This window comes from Kitasatospora sp. NPDC058218, from assembly GCF_042882445.1.
GTDB lineage: Bacteria > Actinomycetota > Actinomycetes > Streptomycetales > Streptomycetaceae > Kitasatospora.
In genome coordinates, this window is sequence record NZ_JBHVWC010000031.1 from 29122 (window position 1) to 49281 (window position 20160).

General features: G+C 72.7%; 18 protein-coding genes. 11 read left to right on the forward strand and 7 right to left on the reverse strand.

Annotated elements, in window-relative coordinates; all coding sequences use genetic code 11:
• The first annotated feature begins 94 nt into the window (after window positions 1-94).
• Entirely contained in the window at window positions 95-298 is a 204-nt protein-coding gene (locus tag ACFVYI_RS20710) for a cold-shock protein (RefSeq protein WP_387887556.1), read from the forward strand.
• Between the two features lie 52 nt (window positions 299-350).
• Window positions 351-971, forward strand: a complete 621-nt coding sequence (locus ACFVYI_RS20715; RefSeq protein WP_387887559.1) for a LysE family translocator — start codon at window positions 351-353, stop codon at window positions 969-971.
• A gap of 7 nt (window positions 972-978) precedes the next feature.
• On the opposite strand, the gene ACFVYI_RS20720 is transcribed toward ACFVYI_RS20715, so the two are convergent.
• Window positions 979-1272, reverse strand: a complete 294-nt coding sequence (locus tag ACFVYI_RS20720) for a hypothetical protein (protein ID WP_387887560.1) — start codon at window positions 1270-1272, stop codon at window positions 979-981.
• Between the two features lie 161 nt (window positions 1273-1433).
• On the opposite strand from ACFVYI_RS20720, the gene ACFVYI_RS20725 reads away from it, so the two are divergent.
• Window positions 1434-1727 carry a hypothetical protein gene (locus tag ACFVYI_RS20725; protein WP_387887563.1) on the forward strand — a complete coding sequence of 98 codons (294 nt, stop codon included), beginning with the start codon at window positions 1434-1436 and terminating at the stop codon, window positions 1725-1727.
• A 9-nt stretch (window positions 1728-1736) separates the two neighbouring features.
• On the opposite strand, the gene ACFVYI_RS20730 is transcribed toward ACFVYI_RS20725, so the two are convergent.
• From ACFVYI_RS20730 to ACFVYI_RS20750, 5 genes are all read right to left on the reverse strand, one after another.
• Window positions 1737-2918, reverse strand: a complete 1182-nt coding sequence (locus ACFVYI_RS20730; protein ID WP_387887564.1) for an XdhC family protein — start codon at window positions 2916-2918, stop codon at window positions 1737-1739.
• Between the two features lie 83 nt (window positions 2919-3001).
• The gene (locus ACFVYI_RS20735; RefSeq protein WP_387887566.1) at window positions 3002-4483 is read right to left on the reverse strand and encodes an NCS2 family permease; all 1482 of its coding nucleotides are present in this window, start codon (window positions 4481-4483) and stop codon (window positions 3002-3004) included.
• 328 nt (window positions 4484-4811) lie between these two features.
• Window positions 4812-7184: a xanthine dehydrogenase subunit D gene (gene pucD, locus ACFVYI_RS20740; protein ID WP_387887569.1), complete on the reverse strand. Its 2373-nt coding sequence runs from the start codon at window positions 7182-7184 to the stop codon at window positions 4812-4814.
• On the reverse strand, window positions 7181-7666 hold the full coding sequence (locus ACFVYI_RS20745) for a (2Fe-2S)-binding protein (RefSeq protein ID WP_387887570.1): 486 nt from the start codon (window positions 7664-7666) through the stop codon (window positions 7181-7183). Before ACFVYI_RS20745 ends, pucD begins: the two co-directional genes overlap by 4 nt.
• Window positions 7663-8550 carry an FAD binding domain-containing protein gene (locus tag ACFVYI_RS20750; protein ID WP_387887572.1) on the reverse strand — a complete coding sequence of 296 codons (888 nt, stop codon included), beginning with the start codon at window positions 8548-8550 and terminating at the stop codon, window positions 7663-7665. Before ACFVYI_RS20750 ends, ACFVYI_RS20745 begins: the two co-directional genes overlap by 4 nt.
• Window positions 8551-8973: 423 nt before the next feature.
• Here ACFVYI_RS20750 and ACFVYI_RS20755 point away from each other — a divergent pair, with 423 nt between their 5' ends.
• A complete protein-coding gene (locus ACFVYI_RS20755) occupies window positions 8974-10566 on the forward strand; it encodes a PucR family transcriptional regulator (protein WP_387887574.1) in 1593 nt (530 codons plus the stop codon).
• Between the two features lie 84 nt (window positions 10567-10650).
• On the opposite strand, the gene ACFVYI_RS20760 is transcribed toward ACFVYI_RS20755, so the two are convergent.
• The gene (locus ACFVYI_RS20760) at window positions 10651-11751 is read right to left on the reverse strand and encodes an alpha/beta hydrolase (RefSeq protein WP_387887577.1); all 1101 of its coding nucleotides are present in this window, start codon (window positions 11749-11751) and stop codon (window positions 10651-10653) included.
• Window positions 11752-12108: 357 nt separating this feature from the next.
• Here ACFVYI_RS20760 and ACFVYI_RS20765 point away from each other — a divergent pair, with 357 nt between their 5' ends.
• The 7 genes from ACFVYI_RS20765 (at window position 12109) to ACFVYI_RS20795 (ending at window position 20082) form a co-directional block, all read left to right on the forward strand.
• Entirely contained in the window at window positions 12109-13128 is a 1020-nt protein-coding gene (locus tag ACFVYI_RS20765) for a sugar ABC transporter substrate-binding protein (protein ID WP_387887578.1), read from the forward strand.
• Window positions 13125-14156, forward strand: coding sequence for an ABC transporter permease (locus tag ACFVYI_RS20770; protein WP_387887580.1), 1032 nt, complete (start codon window positions 13125-13127; stop codon window positions 14154-14156). Before ACFVYI_RS20765 ends, ACFVYI_RS20770 begins: the two co-directional genes overlap by 4 nt.
• A complete protein-coding gene (locus tag ACFVYI_RS20775; protein ID WP_387887582.1) occupies window positions 14153-15031 on the forward strand; it encodes an ATP-binding cassette domain-containing protein in 879 nt (292 codons plus the stop codon). The genes ACFVYI_RS20770 and ACFVYI_RS20775 overlap by 4 nt, the downstream gene beginning before the upstream one ends.
• A complete protein-coding gene (locus tag ACFVYI_RS20780) occupies window positions 15028-16134 on the forward strand; it encodes an ROK family glucokinase (protein WP_387887584.1) in 1107 nt (368 codons plus the stop codon). The genes ACFVYI_RS20775 and ACFVYI_RS20780 overlap by 4 nt, the downstream gene beginning before the upstream one ends.
• A gap of 119 nt (window positions 16135-16253) precedes the next feature.
• Complete coding sequence (locus tag ACFVYI_RS20785) at window positions 16254-17198, forward strand: hypothetical protein (protein ID WP_387887586.1); 945 nt, start codon at window positions 16254-16256, stop codon at window positions 17196-17198.
• 164 nt (window positions 17199-17362) lie between these two features.
• The gene (gene ggt, locus ACFVYI_RS20790) at window positions 17363-19150 is read left to right on the forward strand and encodes a gamma-glutamyltransferase (protein WP_387887589.1); all 1788 of its coding nucleotides are present in this window, start codon (window positions 17363-17365) and stop codon (window positions 19148-19150) included.
• A 128-nt stretch (window positions 19151-19278) separates the two neighbouring features.
• A complete protein-coding gene (locus tag ACFVYI_RS20795) occupies window positions 19279-20082 on the forward strand; it encodes an exodeoxyribonuclease III (protein ID WP_387887592.1) in 804 nt (267 codons plus the stop codon).
• Window positions 20083-20160 lie beyond the last annotated feature (78 nt).

Here is a 20160-nt window from a genome sequence, read left to right on the forward strand (position 1 = left end):
CGGTCGGGTCGATCCTAGGGAGTGTCGCTCCCGATCCGGGCCGCGCGTTTGGTAGCCATGAGGTCCATCACCCAGCGGAAGCGAGCGAACACCCATGGCCACCGGCACCGTGCAGTCCTACCACGCGAACCACGGCTACGGCCTGATCACCCCCGACGAGGACGGGCCCGCCCTGTACGTCTACTTCGACTCGATCGTCGGCGAGGGCGACCGGGTCCTCACCGAGGGCCGGCGGGTGGAGTACGACCCGACCGAGCAGGAGGGGCGGTGGGTGGCCGAGCGGGTGCGGCCGCTGTGACCGGCGGCCGGCCGGCCCGCCCGCGCCGGCCGGGGCCCTACCATCAGGGTCCATGGAGATGACGACTGCCCTGTGGTCCTTCGCCCTCGTGGTCGGACTGCTCACGCTCACCCCCGGGCTCGACACCGCGCTCGTCCTGCGCACCTCCGCCCTGGGGGAGCGCCGGCAGGCCTGGGGCGTGGTGCTCGGCATCCAGACCGGCACCCTGATCTGGGGCACCCTCACCTCGGCCGGGGTGACGGCCCTGCTGACCGCCTCCCAGCTGGCGTACGAGATCCTGCGCTGGGCCGGAGCCGCCTACCTGGTCTGGATGGGGATCGGCATGCTGCGCCACCGGGGCGGCGGCGCCGAACCGGAGCGGGCGCCCACCGGCGGCGGCTTCCGGTCCGGCTGGCGGCGCGGAACGCTCACCAACCTGCTCAACCCCAAGGTCGGTGTCTTCTACGTCGCCGTGCTGCCGCAGTTCATCCCCGCGGGCGTCCCGCACTTCGCCGCCGGGGTGGCCCTGACCGGTGTCCACGTGCTGGAGGGGGTGCTCTGGTCGGCGGTGCTGGTGGGCTTCGCCAGGGCGGTGCGCGGCTGGCTGAGCCGGCCCGCCGCGCGCCGGCTGATGGACCGGGTGACCGGTGCGGTGGTGCTCGGCTTCGGCGTGCGGCTGGCGCTCTCGGAGTAGGCCGGTCTCAGCGGCCGAGCCGGTCCAGGCCGGTGCGCAGTTCGTCGGGGTTCATGCAGATGCGGATGTCGATGTCGGCGTTGAACTCCAGCCAGAACGGCTCGCAGATGGAGGGCAGCGAGGCCTCGTCCGCGACGTCGATGACGATGATCTGGCTGCGCCGGCCTCCCCGGGCGAAGAAGTAGGCGGCCTCGGGCTTGAGCTCGCCCATGATGCGGTCGAACGTCGCGGCGACGGCACCGTCCTTGATCAGCTTGTTGGTGGTCGCGGTGTCCAGCGTGATTTCCAGCAGGGCGCGCATGGTCCGTGCTCCTTCCCCGGGCTCGGGGCGAGTCCTGAACTCCAGCGTCCCGCTGTCGCCGTGGCCACGCAACGTCACCCGGGTGGTGGCGCCGGGATGGCCGTGCGGCCGGGAGCGGGGCTGCATGGGAGGCGACGGAGCCCACCAGGCGGGAGCAGCCCATGGCGATCATCGCGACGTTCGAGTTCCCCGGCGTCAGCCGGGCCCAGTACGAGGAGGCGGTGGACCGGCTGACCGGCGGGGCCGGGCTGAACGGGCCCGCCGACTGGCCGGTGCGCGGGCTGATCGTGCACGTGGCCGGTCCGACGTCGGACGGCGGCTGGCACGTCACGGACGTGTGGGAGTCCCGGGAGGCCTTCGAGCACTTCGCGGCGGTGCTGATGCCGATCCTCCAGGAGGTCGGCATCCCGACCGCACCGCCGCTGATCCGCGAGGTCCACCACGTCGTGCGCTGAGGGCCGGGGTCAGGCCGCGTGCGAGTGCGCGTCCTCGGCGGTCACCCCGGAGCGTGCCAGGTCGTGGTGGATCGGCCCGTCGCCGCTGCTCAGCGGCAGGCAGCTGCCGCCCCGCCGGTGGGCGACGATCTCGGCGGCGACCGAGACGGCGGTCTCCTCGGGGGTGCGGGCGCCGAGGTCCAGGCCGATCGGCGAGCGCAGCCGGCCGATCTCGGCGTCGGTCAGGCCGACCTCGCGCAGCCGGGCGTTGCGGTCCCGGTGGGTGCGGCGCGAGCCCATCGCGCCGACGTAGCCGACCGGCAGCCGCAGGGCGCGCTCCAGCAGCGGGATGTCGAACTTGGCGTCGTGGGTGAGGACGCAGAGCACCGTCCGCCCGTCGAGCCGGTCGAGCTGGGAGTCCAGGTAGCGGTGCGGCCAGTCGACCACCACCTGGTCGGCGTCGGGGAAGCGCCGCTCGGTGGCGAAGACCGGGCGGGCGTCGCAGACGGTGACGTGGTAGCCGAGGAACTTGCCGATCCGCACCACGGCGGCGGCGAAGTCGATCGCACCGAAGACGATCATCCGCGGCGCGGGGACGTAGGACTCGACGAAGAAGGTGACGGTGCCCTGCTCCCGGTCGTCGCAGGGGCGCCCGTCCAGGCCGAGGACCAGCCGGCCGGTGCGTCCGGCGTCGAGCATGGCCCGGGCCTCGGCGACCACGGCGCGCTCCAGCGGGGCCACGGTCGAGGGCGCGGGGGACAGCGCCCCGTGGTGGGTGTCGGCGGTGACGGCGACGGTGGCGCCGACCAGTGCGCCGGGGCCCTCGATCACCCGGGCCAGGGCGACCGGGGTGCCGGAGGCGATGTAGGTGATGCCGGCGTCGAGCGCGGCGTCGGCGCCGGGGACGACCGGCTGGACGAAGACGTCCAGGACACCGCCGCAGGTCAGGCCGACCGCGAAGGCGTCCTCGTCGCTGTAGCCGAACCGCTCCAGCACCGGTTCGCCGGACTCGATGGCGGCCTGGCAGAGCTCGTAGACGGCTCCCTCGACGCAGCCGCCGGAGACGCTGCCGACGGCCTCGCCCGCCGCGTCGACGGCGAGTGCGGCGCCCGGGTCGCGCGGCGCGCTGCCCGAGACCCCGACCACCGTGGCCACGGCGAAGGAACGCCCGGACGCGTGCCAGGCCTGCAGCTGCTCGGCGATGTCGTGCATGTCGGGGAGCTCCTTAACACCTCGGATGACGGAACGGGAGGTGCCGCCGTACGGGAAACGATTCCCGTACGGCGGCGGTGCTGCTAGTGCACGCCCAGCCAGGACTTGATCGGGGTGAGCGCGAAGTAGACCACGAACACGCCGGTCAGGATCCACATCAGCGGGCCGGGCTCGCGCCACTTGCCGGTGCCGGCCTTGATGACGGTGTACGAGATGACGCCCGCGGCGACACCGGCGGTGATGCTGTAGGTGAACGGCATCAGGGTGCAGGTGAGGAAGGCCGGGATGGCGACCTCGCGGTCGGACCAGTCGATGTGCCGGGCCTGGCTCATCATCATCGAGCCGATGACGACCAGGGCGGCGGAGGCGACCTCGGTGGGAACGATCGCCGCGAGCGGCGAGAAGAACAGCATCAGGGCGAACACGCCGCCGGTGACGGTCGAGGCGAGGCCGGTGCGGGCGCCGTCGCCGACGCCGGTGGCCGACTCGACGAACACCGTCTGGCCCGAGGCGCCGGCCAGACCGCCGACGGCGCCGCCGGCGCCGTCGATGAACAGCGCCTTGGACAGACCGGGCATCCGGCCCTGCTTGTCGGCCAGGCCCGCCTCGGTGCCGACGCCGATGATGGTGGCCATCGCGTCGAAGAAGCCGGCCAGGACCAGGGTGAAGACGGCGACCGAGGCGCTGATCGCGCCGAGCCCGTTGCCGCCGAAGGCACCGAAGAGGTCGACGTGGCCGAAGAGGCCGAAGTCGGGTGCGGAGACCGGGCTGCCCGGCCACACCGGCGCGGAGCTGACCCAGGTCTTCGCCGGGAGGTCGAAGACCGCGTTGACGACGAAGGCCACCACGGTGCCGCCGGCGATGCCGATCAGGATCGCGCCGCGGACGTTGCGGGCCAGCAGGACGAAGATCGTCAGTACGGTGAGGCAGAAGACAAGCACGGGCCAGCCGGCGAGTTCGCCGAAGGGGCCGAGCGCGAGCGGGGTGGGACCGCCGGTGTGCACGAAGCCGGCCTTGACCAGGCCGATCAGCGAGACGAAGAGGCCGATGCCGATGGTGATGGCGTGCTTGAGCGGCAGTGGGATGCCGTTCATGATCTTCTCGCGCAGGCCGGACACGACGAGCAGCACGATCAGCAGGCCGTAGATGACGCAGAGGCCCATGGCCTGGGCCCAGGTGGTGTGCGGCACCACCAGGGCGGATATCACGCCGGAGACGGAGAGGCCGGCGGCGACCGCCAGGGGGACGTTGCCGACCACGCCCATCAGGATCGTGGTGACGGCGGCGGCGAGCGCGGTCGCGGTGGTGAGCTGGGCGTGGTCCAGCTTGACGCCGTGGACGTCGGCGCCGCTGAGGATGATCGGGTTGAGCAGCACGATGTAGGCCATCGCCATGAAGGTGGTGAGGCCGCCGCGGATCTCGTTGCCGAAGGTCGATCCCCGAGCAGTGATCTTGAAGTACGCGTCCAGCGCGTTCTTCGGCGGTGTCACCGGGGCCGACGTGGGGGTGTCGTCCTCGGTGGGTCTGTCTTCAGTGGTGCCGGGCTCCGTGGGGATCCTGGTCATGTCCACTCCCAAGTGTCAAAGGGGGTTGGGGTGGGCGAGCCGACCTGACAGCCAGTCAACGAAGTTGGCACAGGGGGACGATTCGACTCACTGGGCGCACTCTGTGGCAGTGCTGCGGTGCAGTGCGTGCCTCCGGCCGTCGGCCGGGAGTGGGTGGTGCGCACCGCTGCAGAACCCCGGCGTGGGAGAGGCAGCGGGAGGATGCGTTCGCTTTGCGTCAGCTGGTGCATGGTGTGGTGCCTTGTACTGCGGGGGTGGAACTGCCCCGGGGCGACGGGGAAGACGTTCTTTGGCGTCGCCCCGGGGAGGTGTGGGGGAGGTTCCGGGGCTACAGCGCCCCGGGGGTCTCGGTGGTCAGGTGCTCGGGCCGGACGGGGATCCGGTTGAGCGCCAGGCCGGTGGCGTTGCGGATGGCGGCCACGATCGACGGCGTCGCGGAGACGGTCGGTGCCTCGCCCACCCCGCGCAGCCCGTACGGGGCGTGCGGGTCGGGCAGTTCGAGGATCTCCACCGGGATCGGCGGGGTGTCCAGGATGGTGGGGATCAGGTAGTCGGTGAAGGACGCGTTGCGCACCTTCCCGTCCTTGACGATGATCTCCTCCATCACGGCCAGGCCGAGCGCCTGGGTGCAGCCACCCTGGATCTGGCCCACCACCGAGAGCGGGTTGAGCGCCTTGCCGACGTCCTGGACGGCGGTCAGCTCGACCACCTTGACCAGGCCCAGCTCGACGTCCACGTCGACCACCGCGCGGTTGGCGCAGAAGGTGTACTGGACGTGGCCGAAGCCCTGCCCGGTCTCCTTGTCGAAGGGGACGGTCGGGCGGTGGTGGTGCTCGCGGGTGAGGTCGATCGCCTCGTCGCCGAGCAGGTCGACCATGGAGACCAGGGCGCCCGCCGACTGCGAGACCACCTTGCCGCCGGCCAGCGTCAGGTCGTGCTGGGTCCAGCCGTAGCGCCGGCGGCCCTTCTCGATCAGCGCCTGCTTGACGGCCTCGGCGGCCAGCTTCACCGCACCGCCGGTCATGTAGGTCTGCCGGGACGCGGAGGTCGAACCGGCCGAGCCGACCTCGGTGTTGGCCGGGTGGATGGTGACCTGCTCGACGCCCAGCTCGGTGCGCGCGATCTGGGCGTGCACGGTGACGCCGCCCTGGCCGACCTCGGCCATCGCGGTGTGCACCATGGCGACCGGCTCGCCGCCGATGACCTCCAGGCGCACCCGGGCGGTGGAGTAGTCGTCGAAGCCCTCGGAGAAGCCGACGTTCTTGATGCCGACCGAGTAGCCGACGCCGCGCACGATGCCCTCGCCGTGCGAGGTGTTGGACAGCGCGCCCGGCAGCTGGCGGACGTCCAGGTGGTCCACGTCCAGCGGCGGCGGGAGCGGCATGTCCTTGACCCGGCGCAGGAGTTCGGCCACCGGGGCGGGCGAGTCGATCTGCTGGCCGGTGGGCATGTAGTCGCCCTCGGACATCGCGTTCAGCTGGCGCAGCTCGACCGGGTCCATGCCCAGCTCGGCGGCGAGCCGGTCCATCTGGGTCTCGTAGCCGAACGCGGCCTGCACCGCGCCGAAGCCGCGCATCGCCCCGCAGGACGGGTTGTTGCTGTAGAGCGCGATGGCGTGCATCTTGACGTTCGGGATCACGTACGGCCCGTGCCCGAGCGAGGCCGCGTTGCCGACCACGGCCGGCGAGGCGGAGGCGTACGCGCCGCCGTCCAGCACGATCCGGCAGTCGGCGAAGACCAGCTTGCCGTCCCGGGTCGCGCCGTGCTCGTAGGTCATCTTCGCCGGGTGGCGGTGCACGTGGCCGTAGAAGGACTCGTCCCGGGCGTAGACGATCTTGACCGGCTTGCCGGTGCGCTGGGCCAGCAGGCAGGCGTGGATCTGCATCGAGATGTCCTCGCGGCCGCCGAAGGCGCCGCCGACACCGGCCAGCGTGAGGCGGACCTTCTCCTCCGGCAGGGCCAGCACGGGGGCCATCTGCTGACGGTCCACGTGCAGCCACTGGGTGGCGATGTAGAGGTCGATGCCGCCGTCCTCGGCCGGTACGGCCAGGCCGGACTCCGGGCCGAGGAAGGCCTGGTCCTGCATGCCGACCTCGTAGCTGCCCTTGACGATGACGTCCGCCAGGGCCCGCACCTCGTCGGTCACGCCGAGGCCGGAGACCAGCTTCTGCTCGTGGCAGATGTTGCCGTGGCCGTGCGACTTGAACTCGTGCGGCTCGTGCACGTAGCCGTGGGTCTCCGGGTCGAGGCACTGCTCCTCGGTGGTGATCGGGGTGAGCACCTCGTACTCGACCTTGATCTTCTTCACCGCGCGGCGGGCCGTCTCCGGGTGGTCGGCCGCGACCAGCGCGATCGCCTCACCGTGGTAGCGGACCTTGTCGATCGCCAGGGCCGGCTGGTCCTGGATCTCCAGGCCGTAGTACTTGGTGCCGGGGATGTCCTCGTGGGTGAGGACGGCGTAGACGCCCGGGACCTTCAGCGCGTCGGAGATGTCCACCGAGAGGATGTTGGCCCGGGGGTGCGGCGAGCGCAGCGCCATGCCCCAGAGCATGTCCTCGTGCCACATGTCGGACGAGTAGGCGAACTCGCCCCTGACCTTCAGGTTGCCGTCCGGGCGCAGCGGCGAGCCGCCGATGCCGTCCTTGCTGGCCTGGTTGATGTTTTGCAGGTTCTTCTGGCCCTGGATGGTACGCGTACTCATTCGGAGGCCGCCTTCTCGCACGTGCGGGCGGAAGCCAGCCGCACCGCGTCCATGATCTTCTCGTAGCCGGTGCAGCGGCACAGGTTGCCCGACAGCGCCTCGCGGATGTCGTTGTCGCTCGGCTGGGCCTCCTTCGCCAGCAGGGCGTCGGTCTGCACCAGCAGACCGGGCGTGCAGAAGCCGCACTGCACGGCGCCGGCGTCGATGAACGCCTGCTGGACCAGGCCCAGCTCGCCCTGCTCGTCGGTCAGGCCCTCGACGGTGCGGACCTCGCGGTCCTGCACCTGACCGGCCGCGACCAGACACGAACAGACCGGGACGCCGTCCAGGTAGACCGTGCAGGAGCCGCACTCGCCCTGCTCGCAGGCGTTCTTCGAGCCCGGGAGGCCGACCCGCTCGCGCAGCACGTACAGCAGGCTCTCGCCCTCCCACACGTCGTCGGCCTCGACCGGCTTGCCGTTGGCGGTGAAAGTGACCCTCATGCCGCGCTCCTGATCTGCTTGCTGTAGTCGTTCCACGTCCAGGTGAGGGTGCGGCGGGCCATCACGGCCAGCGAGTGCCGCCGGTAGTCGGCGGTGCCGCGGACGTCGTCGATGGGGGAGGCGGCGGCCTTCACCAGCTCGCCGAACCGCTGGATCACCTCGGCGCCGAGCAGCTCGCCCGACTCCCAGAGACCGCGCTCGGCGAGCACGCCCCGCAGGTACTCCTCGGCCTCGACGGCGCGGCGCGGCGTGGGGGCGGCCGAACCGATCCCGGTGCCGACGGTGCCGTTCTTCGGGTGCAGCGCGAAGCCGAAGGCGCAGACCGCGATCACCATGGCGTTGCGGGTGCCGATCTTCGAGAACTGCTGCGGCCCGTCCGCGACCGGGATGTGCACGGCCCTGATCAGCTCGTCGGCCGCCAGGCTGTTGCGCTTGACGCCGACGTAGAACTCGTCGATCGGGATCATCCGGGTGCCGCGCACGGAGCCCGCCTCGACGAACACGTCGCGGCCGGCGGCCAGCAGCGCGGGGTGCGCGTCGCCGGCCGGGGAGGCACCGCCGAGGTTGCCGCCGACGCCGCCGCGGTTGCGGATCTGCGGCGAGCCGACGGTGTGGGCCGCCAGCGCGAGTCCGGGCAGCGGGCCGGACAGCTCGTCGATGATCCGGGAGTAGGGGACGGAGGCGCCGAGCCGGACGACATCGCCGTCGTTCGACCATTCGGTGAGCTCGGTGATGCGGTTCAGGTCGAGAATCGCGGATGGCCGGTGCACGTCGAAGTTCATCTCGACCATGACGTCCGTACCGCCCGAGATGGGCAGCGCGGTCGGGTACTCAGCCTTCGCCGCGAGTGCCTCGTCCCAGGTAGCGGGCCGAAGGAACTCCATGCGGGTGTCTCCTCAAGTCGTTGCCGGCCGGACGGGTGGGCACAGTGCCCGGAACTCGGTGTTCGGACCACGCTGTCCGCTTCGTCGCCTCCGCGTCGGGTCCTGGTCACCGGGATGTGTCCGGCGGCGTGTGGCCAGTGAACCGCTGTGACGGGGCCCACTGGCAGTCACCGATGGCATGAAGCCCCGGCTGTGGTCCCGCCTGGCATCCTGTACGTTCCTCTAAGGAGGACAATCTCGCAGCCCAGCTGTTTTCCGGGCGCTGTCTACGACCGTAATCCGGCCGTGATTCCCAAGCTATGGCCCCGTGATCCGGGCGTCCGTTGGGACGTAACGCCGAGCACGGATGTTCGGGCACACTGTGTCCCCGGACCGAGCGCTCGGGCCCCCTCACCCCCACCCCAAGCCCGTTAGGAGTCCCGGATGCGTGTCCGCGACCTGCTCGCCCCCGGAGCCCCGAGACTGCGCCTGCTCGCGGCCGAGGACGAGCTCGACCGGCAGGTCAGCGGCGTGATGACCACGGACCTGCACGACCCCGGCCGCTATCTGCACGGCGGCGAGCTGGTGCTCACCGGCATGCTCTGGCGCACCGGCCCGGCGGATTCCGAACGCTTCGTGCGGACCATCGTGGCCGGCGGCGCGGTCGCCCTGGCGGCCGGCGAGGCCGAGGTCGGGCCCGTGCCGGAGGACCTGGTCGAGGCGTGTCGCCGGCACCGGATGCCCCTTCTGGCGGTACCCGACGACATCGCCTTCGGCACCGTCACCGAGTTCATCGGCCGGCAGGTCTCCGCCGACCGCGCCGCCGACCTGGCCGCCCTGGTCGACCGCCACCGCCTGCTGGTCTCCGCGGCCGGCGGCGGCGGCCTGGACGCCGTCCTCGACCTGCTCGGCGGCGACCTCGACCTCGACTGCTGGGTGCTCACCCCCACCGGCGCGGTGATCGCCGGCCCGGTCGACCGGCTCTCCGCCGAGGACCGCGACCAACTGGTCCGCGCCCACCTCGGCGCCCAGCGCCAGCGCCGCCGGCCCCCGCACCGGGCCCGGCTGGTCACCGGCTCCTACTCGCTGCTGCCCGCGCCGGCCGTCGCCGACACCCAGGCGCCGCTCGCCGACTGGGTGCTCGCGGTGGCCGGCGACGTCACCGAGTGGACCACCAAGCGCCAGCAGCTCGCCGAGAACCTGGCCCGGCTGGTCGCCGCCGAGCGCCAGCGCCGCGACGAGGGCCGCCGGCTGCGCCGCCGCCTCGCCGACGAGGTGCTGGCCCTGCTCCAGCGCGACGCCGACCCGGGCGAGATCAGCCGCACCCTGTACGCCTCCACCGCGATGGCCGCCCGCTACGAGAGCCCCGAGCCCAAGCCGCAGACGCCGGACGGCTCCTGGCTGGTGCTCAGCGCCGAGGGCACCGGCCTGCCGGAGGGCGCGGTGCGCTTGATCCTGGAGGAAGCTCTCAACGGCGCCACCGACCGCGCGCTGGTCGCCGGGGCGGGCACCGGCGCGGTGGTGGTGCTGCCCGCGCTGGACAGCGCGGTGCCCGCCGACACCCTGCGGGAGCTGCTCGCCCCGCTGGAGGCCGGCCTCGGTTCGGAGGGCCGGATCACCCTCGGCGTCTCGGCCCCCGCCCCGGAGGCGGGCGGCCTGCGCGGCGCCCTGGAGGAGGCCCGGCACGCCCGCCGGATCGCCGCCGCCCGGGTCGGCCGGGTCTGCGTGGCCGGCCCGGAGGAGCTGGCCTCGCACGTGCTGCTGCTGGCCGCCGTCCCGGACGAGGTCCGCCGGGCGTTCCGCAGCCGGCTGCTGGACAAGGTGATCGCCTACGACATCGAGCACCAGGCGGACCTGGTCCGCACCCTGGAGGCGTTCCTGCGCTCGGACGGCTCGTGGACCCGCTGCGCCGCCCAGCTGCACGTGCACGTCAACACGCTGCGCTACCGGATCGGCCGGATCGAGGAGCTGACCGGCCGGGACCTCTCCCGCCTGGAGGACCGCGTCGACTTCTACCTGGCCCTCGAACTGGCCTGATCAGAACCGGTCCGAGCACGTGCGCAGGGCCCGCCACGGACGCCGGTGGCGTCGTGGCGGGCCCTGCGGTGCGGTGCGGCCCGGCTACGGCTGGGCGGGGATGATCGAGGTGAGCCACTGGAAGACGCCCGGCACCATGTTCTTCCAGACGTCGCTGGAGTGCGGCCCGGTGGTCTCCTGGACCTGGACGGTGGTCGGGGCCTTCGCGGCGGCGGCGATCGCCTGGCCGTCCTCGTAGCCGTCGCCCTTGTTGCCGCTGATGTACAGCGCGACCTTCGGCGGCTGGGCGGCGGCCTTCACGATGGTGACCGGGTTGTTGGCCTCGCGCAGCTTGGCGTCCTTGCCGACCAGCGAGTCCTTCTCGGTCGCCGGGTCGTTGTAGCCGGAGAGGCTGATGCCGGCCCGGTAGCGGTTGGGGTGGGCCAGGGACAGCTTGGTGGCGCAGTGGGCGCCGGCCGAGTAGCCGGCGACCGCCCAGCGGTCGGCCGACGGGTCGGCGCGGAAGTTGTCCAGCACCATCTGGGGCACGTCGCGGGTCAGCCAGGTGTCGGCGTTGACCTTGCCGGGCACGTCGGTGCAGCCGGCGTCGGTGCTGTTGCCCAGCAGCAGGGTGCGCGGCGAGACCAGGATGAACGGCGCGACCTTGCCCTCCTGCATCAGCGGCTTCAGCTGCTCGGAGACCTTGAGCGTGCCGTACCAGGTGGAGGACGAGCCGGGGAAGCCCGGGATCAGCTCGACGACCGGGAACTTGCGGTCCTTGAACGCCGGGTCGTGGTACTGCGGCGGCAGCCAGACCAGCACCTCGCCGTCCACGCCGGACAGCTGGCCCTTGAGGTCGGTCTTCTGGACGTCGTTCGGCACCTTCGGGTCGTCCACGTTGCGGAACTGCTGCTGGGCCTTGGGCGGCTGCTTGGCGGAGTCCCCGCCGCCGGGCCGCTCCCCGCCGGCGGCCCCGCCGCCCGCCTCGGTCGGGACGGGCGGCACGGCCCGGACGTGGTTGCCGGTGCCGAGCAGGTCGTCCCAGTTGCCGTAGATCAGGTTGGCGTTGTTGACCATGACGAAGACCGTCGTCACGGCGGTGATCTGGCAGAAGACGATCATGGCAAGCCTGGACAGGATCCGCACCGGCCTCGGTCCGCGCACCTTGCTCCAGAGCAGCAAGGCCACCGCGATGGAGATCGGCACGAGAATGATCGTGCAGATGAGGAATGGCGTGCCTGTCAGTTGCATCAAGTTCTCGTATCCGGGTTCAAAGCCGTCCGGGGCCCCACTCGCCCGGAACGCGCTCCAATGGCATCAGACGGCCGGGAACGCGGGATCGGTTGCCGTCCGAATCTGTATGGAACCTGAGAGGAACATCACGTTTACGCGCTGATCCCTTTCCGGGCCCGCCCCAGTCTGCCACCCTGACGGCCCGCGCCCGGACGGTGCGCCCAGCGGACTCCCAGGATTGCCCCGGGAGGGCACGATACCGCCCGGACGGACCCGGGCGGCGGGCGAGGCGGTGCAATGCCCCGCACGGCGGGAAGCGAGACTATGGGGATGAGCACTACCCGCTTTCGCCCTTCCCGCCGGTTCCGGTCCGCCTGTGCCGCCCTCGCCGTGCTGGCCGCCGTGGCCGGCTGCAGCAGTACCGGAGGCCTCCGCGCCGAGCACGCCCGCAGCCAGGCCGCGGCCGCCGGCGGCAGTGCCGTCACCACCCCGCGATGGAAGATCGCCATGGTGACCCACGCCGGGGCCGGGGACGCCTTCTGGGACACCGTGCGCAAGGGCGCCGAGCAGGCCGCGGCCAAGGACAACATCACCTTCCTGTACTCCAACGACGCCCAGACCCAGAACCAGGTCCAGCTGGTCCAGGCCGCCATCGACCAGAAGGTCGACGGGCTGCTGGTCACCCTGGCCAAGGGCGACGCGCTCGCCGACGTGCTCGGCAAGGCCAAGGCGGCCGGCATCCCGGTGATCACCGTCAACTCCGGCCAGGAGTACTCCGCCAGGTTCGGCGCGCTGACCCACATCGGCCAGGACGAGTCCACCGCCGGCCAGGCGGCCGGCGCCGAGCTCGCCGCGCGGGGGCGCAAGAACGTCCTCTGCGTGATCCACGAGCAGGGCAACGTCGGCCAGGAGCAGCGCTGCTCCGGCGCCCAGTCCAAGGCCGGCGGCGCCTTCCAGGTGCTCTACGTGGACGGCGTCAACATGCCCGACGCGCGGGCCGCGGTCTCCGCCAAGCTGCAGGCCGACCCGGGCATCGACACCGTGCTCACCCTCTCCGGCCCGATGGCCGCCACCGGGCTGCAGGCCATCCAGGACGCCCGCCGCACCGTCGAGCTCGACACCTTCGACCTGGGCACGCAGGTGGTGGCCGGCCTCAAGTCCGGCACCGTCGGCTTCGCCGTCGACCAGCAGCCCTACCTGCAGGGTTACGAGGGCGTCGACCTGCTCTGGCTCTACCGCTCCAACCTGGACATGCTCGGCGGCGGCAAGCCCGTCCTGACCGGCCCGCAGATCCTCACCCGCGACAACGCCGACGCCCTCGCCGAGTACGTCGCGAGGGGGACGCGTTGAGCACCACCGACCTCCTCGTCCAGGACCGTCCGGCGGCCCTGCGACGGCTGCTCGCCCGCCCGGAGCTGGGCGCGCTGATCGCCGCCGTCGCGGTCTTCCTGGTCTTCGCCGCCACCGCCGAACCGTTCCTGCGGGTCTCCTCGCTGGGCACCGTGCTGTACGCGGCCTCCACCATCGGGATCATGGCCGTCCCGGTCTCGCTGCTGATGATCGGCGGCGAGTTCGACCTGTCGGCCGGCGTGCTCGTCACCACCGCCGCGCTGACCTCGTCGATGGTCTCCTACCAGCTCACCGCCGTGACCTGGGTCGGCGTGCTGGTCTCGCTGCTGGTCACGCTGTCGGTCGGCGGCTTCAACGGCTGGATGCTCAGCCGGACGAAGCTGCCCAGCTTCATCGTCACCCTGGGCACCTTCCTGATGCTCACCGGCGCCAACCTCGGGGTCACCAAGCTGGTCTCCGGCACCGTCTCCACCAAGCCGATCGCCGACATGGAGGGGTTCGGCGCCTGCCGCTGGCTGTTCGCCTCCGAGGTCACCGTCGGCGGGCTGACGATCAAGGCCACCGTCTGGTGGTGGCTCGGCCTGCTGCTGGTCGGCAGCTGGGTGCTGCTGCGGACCCGCTTCGGCAACTGGATCTTCGCGGTCGGCGGCGACGCGGCCGCCGCCCGGGCGGTCGGCGTACCCGTCGCCCGGACCAAGACCGTGCTCTACCTCGGCGTCGGCTTCGGGGCCTGGGTGCTCGGCCAGCACCTGCTCTTCTCCTTCGACACCGTGCAGTCCGGCGAGGGCGTCGGCAACGAGCTGATCTACATCGTGGCGGCCGTCATCGGCGGCTGCCTGATCACCGGCGGCTACGGCTCGGTGGTCGGCTCCGCGCTCGGCGCGCTGATCTTCGGCATGGCGAGCAAGGGCATCATCTACGCCCAGTGGAACCCCGACTGGTTCAAGTTCTTCCTGGGCGCGATGCTGCTGCTCGCCGCCCTGCTGAACACCTGGGTGAAGCGCCGCGCCGAACGGGGACCACGATGACCGAACTGCTCTCCCTCGAAGGCGTCGGCAAGACGTACGGCACCGTCCGCGCGCTGCAGGACGTCTCGCTCACCCTGCGGGCCGGCGAGATCAGCTGCGTGCTCGGCGACAACGGCGCCGGCAAGTCCACCCTGATCAAGATCATCGCCGGGCTGCACCAGCACGACGAGGGCCGCTTCACCGTCGGTGGCGAGGAGGTCCGCTTCGACTCGCCGCGCCAGGCCCTGGACCGCGGCATCGCCACCGTCTACCAGGACCTCGCGGTCGTCCCGCTGATGCCGGTCTGGCGGAACTTCTTCCTCGGCTCCGAGCGGGGCCTGCGCCGCTGGGGCGGGCTGCGCCTGGACGCCGAGGGGATGCGCGCCACCACCCGGGAGGCGCTCGCCCGGATGGGCATCGACCTGCACGACGTCGACCGCCCGATCGGCACCCTCTCCGGCGGCCAGCGGCAGTGCGTGGCGATCGCCCGGGCCGTCCACTTCGGCGCCGAGGCGCTGATCCTGGACGAGCCGACGGCCGCGCTCGGCGTCAAGCAGTCCGGGGTGGTGCTCAAGTACGTCACCGCCGCCCGCGACGCCGGTCTCGGGGTGGTGCTGATCACCCACAACCCGCATCACGCGTACCTGGTCGGCGACCACTTCACCCTGCTCAAGCGGGGCCGGATGGCCGGCAGCCACCCGCGGGCGGAGATCGGTCTCGAACAGCTCACCACCGAGATGGCCGGCGGCTCCGACCTCGCCGAGCTCTCGCACGAGCTGGCCCGCCCCGGCACCGGGACCCGTGCACCGCACGAGGCCGGCGGACCCCGTGATCCCCGCGATCCCGATGACTCCAGCGATCCCCGTGACTCCCGTGAGGAGCGTCCGCAGCCGTGACCAGCCCCAACGCCGCCACCCGGCCACCGGTCCTGCCCAGCCTGCTCGGTCTCGGCCCGCGGGCCGAGCGCCGCCGCCGGGCCCTGCCCGCCAGCATCCTGCGGCTGCCCACCATCGGCGTCGACATCGGCGGCACCAAGGTGGTCGCCGGCGTGGTGGACGGCGAGGGCAAGGTGCTGGAGAAGCTGCGCACCGACACCCCCGACAAGAGCAAGAGCCCCCGGGTCGTCGAGGACGTCATCGTGGAGCTGGTGCTCGAACTCGCCGACCGGCACGACGTCCACGCGGTGGGCATCGGCGCGGCCGGCTGGGTCGACGCCGAGCGCTCGCGGGTGCTCTTCGCGCCGCACCTGAACTGGCGCAACGAGCCGCTCCAGCAGGCGCTGAGCGAGCGGCTGCGGTTCCCGGTGATCGTCGAGAACGACGCCAACGCGGCCGCCTGGGCCGAGTGGCGGTTCGGGGCCGGGCGCGGTGAGGACCTCATGGTGATGCTCACCCTCGGCACCGGCATCGGCGGCGCGGTCGTCCGCGACGGCTACGTCGACCGGGGCAAGTACGGGCTGGCGGGGGAGTTCGGACACATGCAGGTGGTGCCCGGCGGCCACCGCTGTCCGTGCGGCAACCGGGGCTGCTGGGAGCAGTACTCCTCCGGCAACGCGCTGGTGCGCGACGCGCGCGAGCTGGTCGCCGAGGAGTCGCCGGTCGTCCAGCCGCTGCTGGCGCGGGCCGGCGGCGTCGTCGAGGGCATCACCGGTCCGCTGGTCACCGAGGCCGCCCGGGCGGGCGATCCGACCGCCACCGAGCTGCTCTACGAGGTCGGCACCTGGCTCGGGGTCGGCATCGCCAACCTCGCGGCCGCCCTCGACCCGGGCCGCTTCGTGATCGGCGGCGGAGTCTCCGAGGCCGGCGACCTCCTCCTCGCCCCGGCCCGCGCGGCCTTCCGCCGCACCCTCACCGGCCGCGGCTTCCGCCCCGAGGCGACCATCGTGCACGCGGCCCTCGGCAACGAGGCGGGCCTGGTCGGCGCCGCCGACCTCGCCCGTCAGGTCGCCCGCCGCTTCCGCACCATCAAGCGCCGCCGGGTGGAGCGCGCGGTGCCGTAGCGGGCCAAGACGGCGCCGGGGTGGAACAACGGAGTGGGACGTCGGACCGGCCGACCTCCCACTCCGTCTGCTTGTGCCGGGTCGGTCAGCCGGCCGACTTCCAGCGGTTGCGGCCGTCCGTGCCCGGGCCGCAGACCATCGGGGTGCCCGCGCTGGTCACGCCGGTGGCGCCGGCCGGGGAGCAGAAGGCGCCCGGGTGGACGGTGCCGACACTGCCGCCGGTGCTCGACCCGCCGGTGGACGACCCGCCGGTGGTCGACCCGCCGGTGGACGACCCACTGGTGGACGACCCGCTGGTGGACGACCCGCCGGTGCTCGATCCGCCGGTCGAGGAGCCGCCCGTGGTCGAGCTCCCGCCGGTCGAGGAGCCGCCCGTGGTCGAGCTCCCGCCGGTCGAGCCGTCACCCCCGGTGGCGGTACCGCCCGTACTGGTGCCGCCCGTACCGGTGCCGCCGGTCGTCGTGGCAGCCCCGCCCGTGCCGGACCCGCCGGTCGTCCCGGTGCTTCCGCCGCCGGCGGGCCGGGTGGTGGGGGCCGCCGGAGCGGGCACGGGCGCCTTCGACGTGGGGGCCGCCGGGGCCGGCGGCTCCGGGTGCGGCGCGGGCGTCGGCGTCACCGGCGCGGGAGTCTCCACCGCCGGCGCGGTGGTCGCCGCCGGTGCCGGCGCCTCGGTGGGGGTGGCGACGGCCGCCGGTGTCTCGGTGGGCGTCGGCGTCGCGGTGGGGGGCGGGCTCGGGGTGGCGGTCGCGACGGCCGGGACGGGCGGCTGCGCGGGCGGCTTCGGGTCGGTCACCGCGCCGATCCAGACCAGGCAGCAGAACGCCGCCACCGCGCTGCTGAACAGCTTCCTCCAGAGCGGCCGCGGCCAGGTCCAGGCGATGAGGAAGGCCGCGAACGGGAAGACGAGGAAGCTCGCGACGTGGACGCCGCGGTGCTGCCACCAGGGGCGTCGGACCGGGCGGGCGACGGTGGGGAACGGTGGTGGTGGGGCCGGGTACACGGGGCTGGCGCGTCCTTTGTGTGAGGAATCCATGGCAGGCCCGCACAAGCTACCGTCCATATGATCACTTGTTCATCGCTTCACCTGTTCGCATTCGAAATGTGATCATCCGGTCCGATCGGCACCCCGGCGGTACGTCAACTACCGGTTGGTAGTCGCGGTGCCCTGTTGTCCGGGCCATGCCTCCTGTGAAACAACGGAGTTGACGTCGACTCAGGAGGCCTCCGGATGAGAGCTCTGGCCCGAATCGCCCCGCCGCTCCTGCTTGCCACCGCTCTGGTCTGTTCCGCGGCCGGGCCGGCCGGCGCGGCCGCCCCGCCGCCCAAGGTGCCCGAGGCGGTGGGCTGGGGCGGTGCGGTGGCCAGCGTGGACGCCGACGCCACGGCGGCCGGTATCGAGGTGCTGCGCAAGGGCGGGAACGCGGTGGACGCGGCCGTCGCCGTCGCGGCGGCGCTCGGTGTCACCGAGCCGTACTCGGCCGGCATCGGCGGCGGCGGGTACTTCGTCTACTACGACCACGACAGCGGCCGGGTGCACACCATCGACGGCCGCGAGACGGCCTCCCGGACGGCCGACGACAAGCTGTTCCTGGAGGGCGGCAAGCCGCTGCCCTTCGCGGACGCCGTCACCAGCGGGCTGTCGATCGGTGTGCCCGGCACCCCGGCGACCTGGGAGACGGCCGTGCGGCAGTGGGGCAAGCGCTCCTTCGCCGACGCGCTGAAGCCGGCCCGACGGATCGCCGAGCAGGGCTTCACCGTCGACCAGACCTTCCAGGACCAGACCGCGCTCAACCAGGACCGCTTCAAGGACTTCCCCGCCACGGCGAAGCTCTTCCTGCCCGGCGGCAAGCTCCCCGCCGTCGGCTCCACGTTCCGCAACCCCGAGCTCGCCGCCACCTACCGTCAGTTGGGCGCCGAGGGCACCGGGACGCTCTACCGGGGCGACCTCGGCGCCGACATCGTCCGGACCATCCAGCACCCGCCGGTGGACCAGGCGTCCGGGCGCAACGCCCGCCCCGGCAAGGTGGACGCCGCCGACCTGGCGGCCTACCAGGTCCGGCGCCAGCAGCCCACCCACGTCGCCTACCGCGACTACGACCTCTACTCGATCGCCCCCTCCAGCTCCGGCGGCACCACCGTCGGCGAGGCGCTGGGCATCCTGGAGGACGGCGACGTCGCCCGGTACGACGGCACGCAGTACTACCACCACTTCCTGGAAGCCTCCCGGATCTCCTTCGCCGACCGCAACCGCTGGGTCGGCGACCCGGCCTTCAACGACGTGCCGACGAAGGAGCTGCTCTCCCCGCGGTACGTCGCCTCCCGGGCCTGCCTGATCAGCCCCGACCGGGCGCTCACCAGCCCGCTCGCCCCCGGCGACCCGCGCCACCCGGCCGACTGCGCGAGCACCGGCGTGGCCCAGCCCGAGCCGTACGAGGGCCTGAGCACCAGTCACCTGACGGTGGCCGACCGCTGGGGCAACGTCGTCTCGTACACCCTGACCCTGGAGCAGACCGGTGGCAGCGGCATCACCGTCCCCGGCCGGGGCTTCCTGCTCAACAACGAGCTGACCGACTTCAACTTCACCCCGCTGACCCCCGGGGTGCCCGACCCCAACCTGCCCGGCCCGGGCAAGCGCCCGCGCTCCTCGCTCTCGCCGACCATCGTGCTGCGCGACGGCGAGCCCGTGCTGGCGGCCGGCTCGCCCGGTGGCGCGACCATCATCACCACCACCTTGCAGGTGCTGCTCGGCCGTCTGGACCGGGGCCTGAGCCTGGAGCAGGCGATCGCCGCGCCGCGCGCCAGCCAGCGCAACACCGCTGCCACCCAGGCCGAGCCGGCCTTCCTGGCGCTGCCCGAACGGGCCCGGTTGGAGGCGCTCGGCCACGTGTTCGCCGGTACGCCCGAGATCGGCGCCGCGACCGGCGTCGAGCGCCTGCCGGACGGCCGCTGGGTGGCGGCCGCCGAGCCGGTGCGCCGCGGCGGCGGTTCCGCGGCGGTGGTGCGCCCGGCCCCCTAGCGCCGGCCCCGTCGCGAGGGCACCGTTCGCGGCGGGCCCCCGGGCCTGTCGGTGCCGGGCGGTAGATTCGGGGTGGGCGTCCTGCCGGGCGCCCACCCTCGTCCGTACCACCGGGAAGGCCGCCCGCCGTGACCGTCCGCATCGCCACCTGGAACATCAACTCCGTCACCGCGCGGCTGCCCAAGCTGCTGGAATGGCTGGAGAGCGCCAAGCCGGACGTCCTCTGCCTCCAGGAGCTCAAGTGCTCCACCGACGCCTTCCCCCACGAGCCGGTCCGCGAGCTCGGGTACGAGACCGCCGCACACGGCACCGGCCGGTGGAACGGCGTGGCCGTCGTCTCCCGGATCGGCCTGGAGGACGTGGTGCGCGACCTCCCCGGCCAGCCCGGCTACCTCGCCGACGACGCCCTGCTGCCCGACGTCGAGCCGCGCGCCGTCGCCGCCACCTGCGGTCCGGTCCGGGTCTGGTCGGTCTACGTGCCCAACGGCCGCGAGGTGGACCACGCCCACTACCGCTACAAGCTGGAGTGGCTGGAGGCCCTGCGCCTCGCCTCGCTGGAGGACGCCGCGGGGGAGCGCCCCTTCGCCGTCCTCGGGGACTTCAACATCGCCCCGACCGACGAGGACGTCTTCGACGTGGCCGCCTTCGAAGGCCTGACGCACGTCACCCCCGCCGAGCGCGCCGCCCTCGCCGCCCTCGGCGAGGCGGGCCTCCAGGACGTCGTGCCCCGCCCGCTCAAGTACGACCGCCCCTACACCTACTGGGACTACCGCCAGCTGGCCTTCCCGAAGAACCGGGGCATGCGGATCGACCTCACCTACGCCAACAAGCCCTTCGCCGACGCCGTCACGGACAGCTATGTGGACCGCGAGGCCCGCAAGGGCAAGGGGACGTCGGACCACGCCCCGGTCGTCGTCGACCTGGACCTCTGAGCCCGCCGGAGCCGGGCCGGGCCCGGCGTCACGCCCCGTAGCGGGGTCTCGCCCGAACGGGCCAGAGCGGTGGCCGGG

What these genes read in the sequence shown, in the direction of transcription:
- ACFVYI_RS20710 (WP_387887556.1), top strand. Translation starts at nt 95, where the DNA reads ATGGCCACCGGCACCGTGCAGTCCTACCACGCGAACCACGGCTACGGC.
- ACFVYI_RS20715 (WP_387887559.1), top strand. Translation starts at nt 351, where the DNA reads ATGGAGATGACGACTGCCCTGTGGTCCTTCGCCCTCGTGGTCGGACTG.
- ACFVYI_RS20720 (WP_387887560.1), bottom strand. Translation starts at nt 1,272, where the DNA reads ATGCGCGCCCTGCTGGAAATCACGCTGGACACCGCGACCACCAACAAG.
- ACFVYI_RS20725 (WP_387887563.1), top strand. Translation starts at nt 1,434, where the DNA reads ATGGCGATCATCGCGACGTTCGAGTTCCCCGGCGTCAGCCGGGCCCAG.
- ACFVYI_RS20730 (WP_387887564.1), bottom strand. Translation starts at nt 2,918, where the DNA reads ATGCACGACATCGCCGAGCAGCTGCAGGCCTGGCACGCGTCCGGGCGT.
- ACFVYI_RS20735 (WP_387887566.1), bottom strand. Translation starts at nt 4,483, where the DNA reads ATGACCAGGATCCCCACGGAGCCCGGCACCACTGAAGACAGACCCACC.
- pucD (WP_387887569.1), bottom strand. Translation starts at nt 7,184, where the DNA reads ATGAGTACGCGTACCATCCAGGGCCAGAAGAACCTGCAAAACATCAAC.
- ACFVYI_RS20745 (WP_387887570.1), bottom strand. Translation starts at nt 7,666, where the DNA reads ATGAGGGTCACTTTCACCGCCAACGGCAAGCCGGTCGAGGCCGACGAC.
- ACFVYI_RS20750 (WP_387887572.1), bottom strand. Translation starts at nt 8,550, where the DNA reads ATGGAGTTCCTTCGGCCCGCTACCTGGGACGAGGCACTCGCGGCGAAG.
- ACFVYI_RS20755 (WP_387887574.1), top strand. Translation starts at nt 8,974, where the DNA reads ATGCGTGTCCGCGACCTGCTCGCCCCCGGAGCCCCGAGACTGCGCCTG.
- ACFVYI_RS20765 (WP_387887578.1), top strand. Translation starts at nt 12,109, where the DNA reads ATGAGCACTACCCGCTTTCGCCCTTCCCGCCGGTTCCGGTCCGCCTGT.
- ACFVYI_RS20775 (WP_387887582.1), top strand. Translation starts at nt 14,153, where the DNA reads ATGACCGAACTGCTCTCCCTCGAAGGCGTCGGCAAGACGTACGGCACC.
- ggt (WP_387887589.1), top strand. Translation starts at nt 17,363, where the DNA reads ATGAGAGCTCTGGCCCGAATCGCCCCGCCGCTCCTGCTTGCCACCGCT.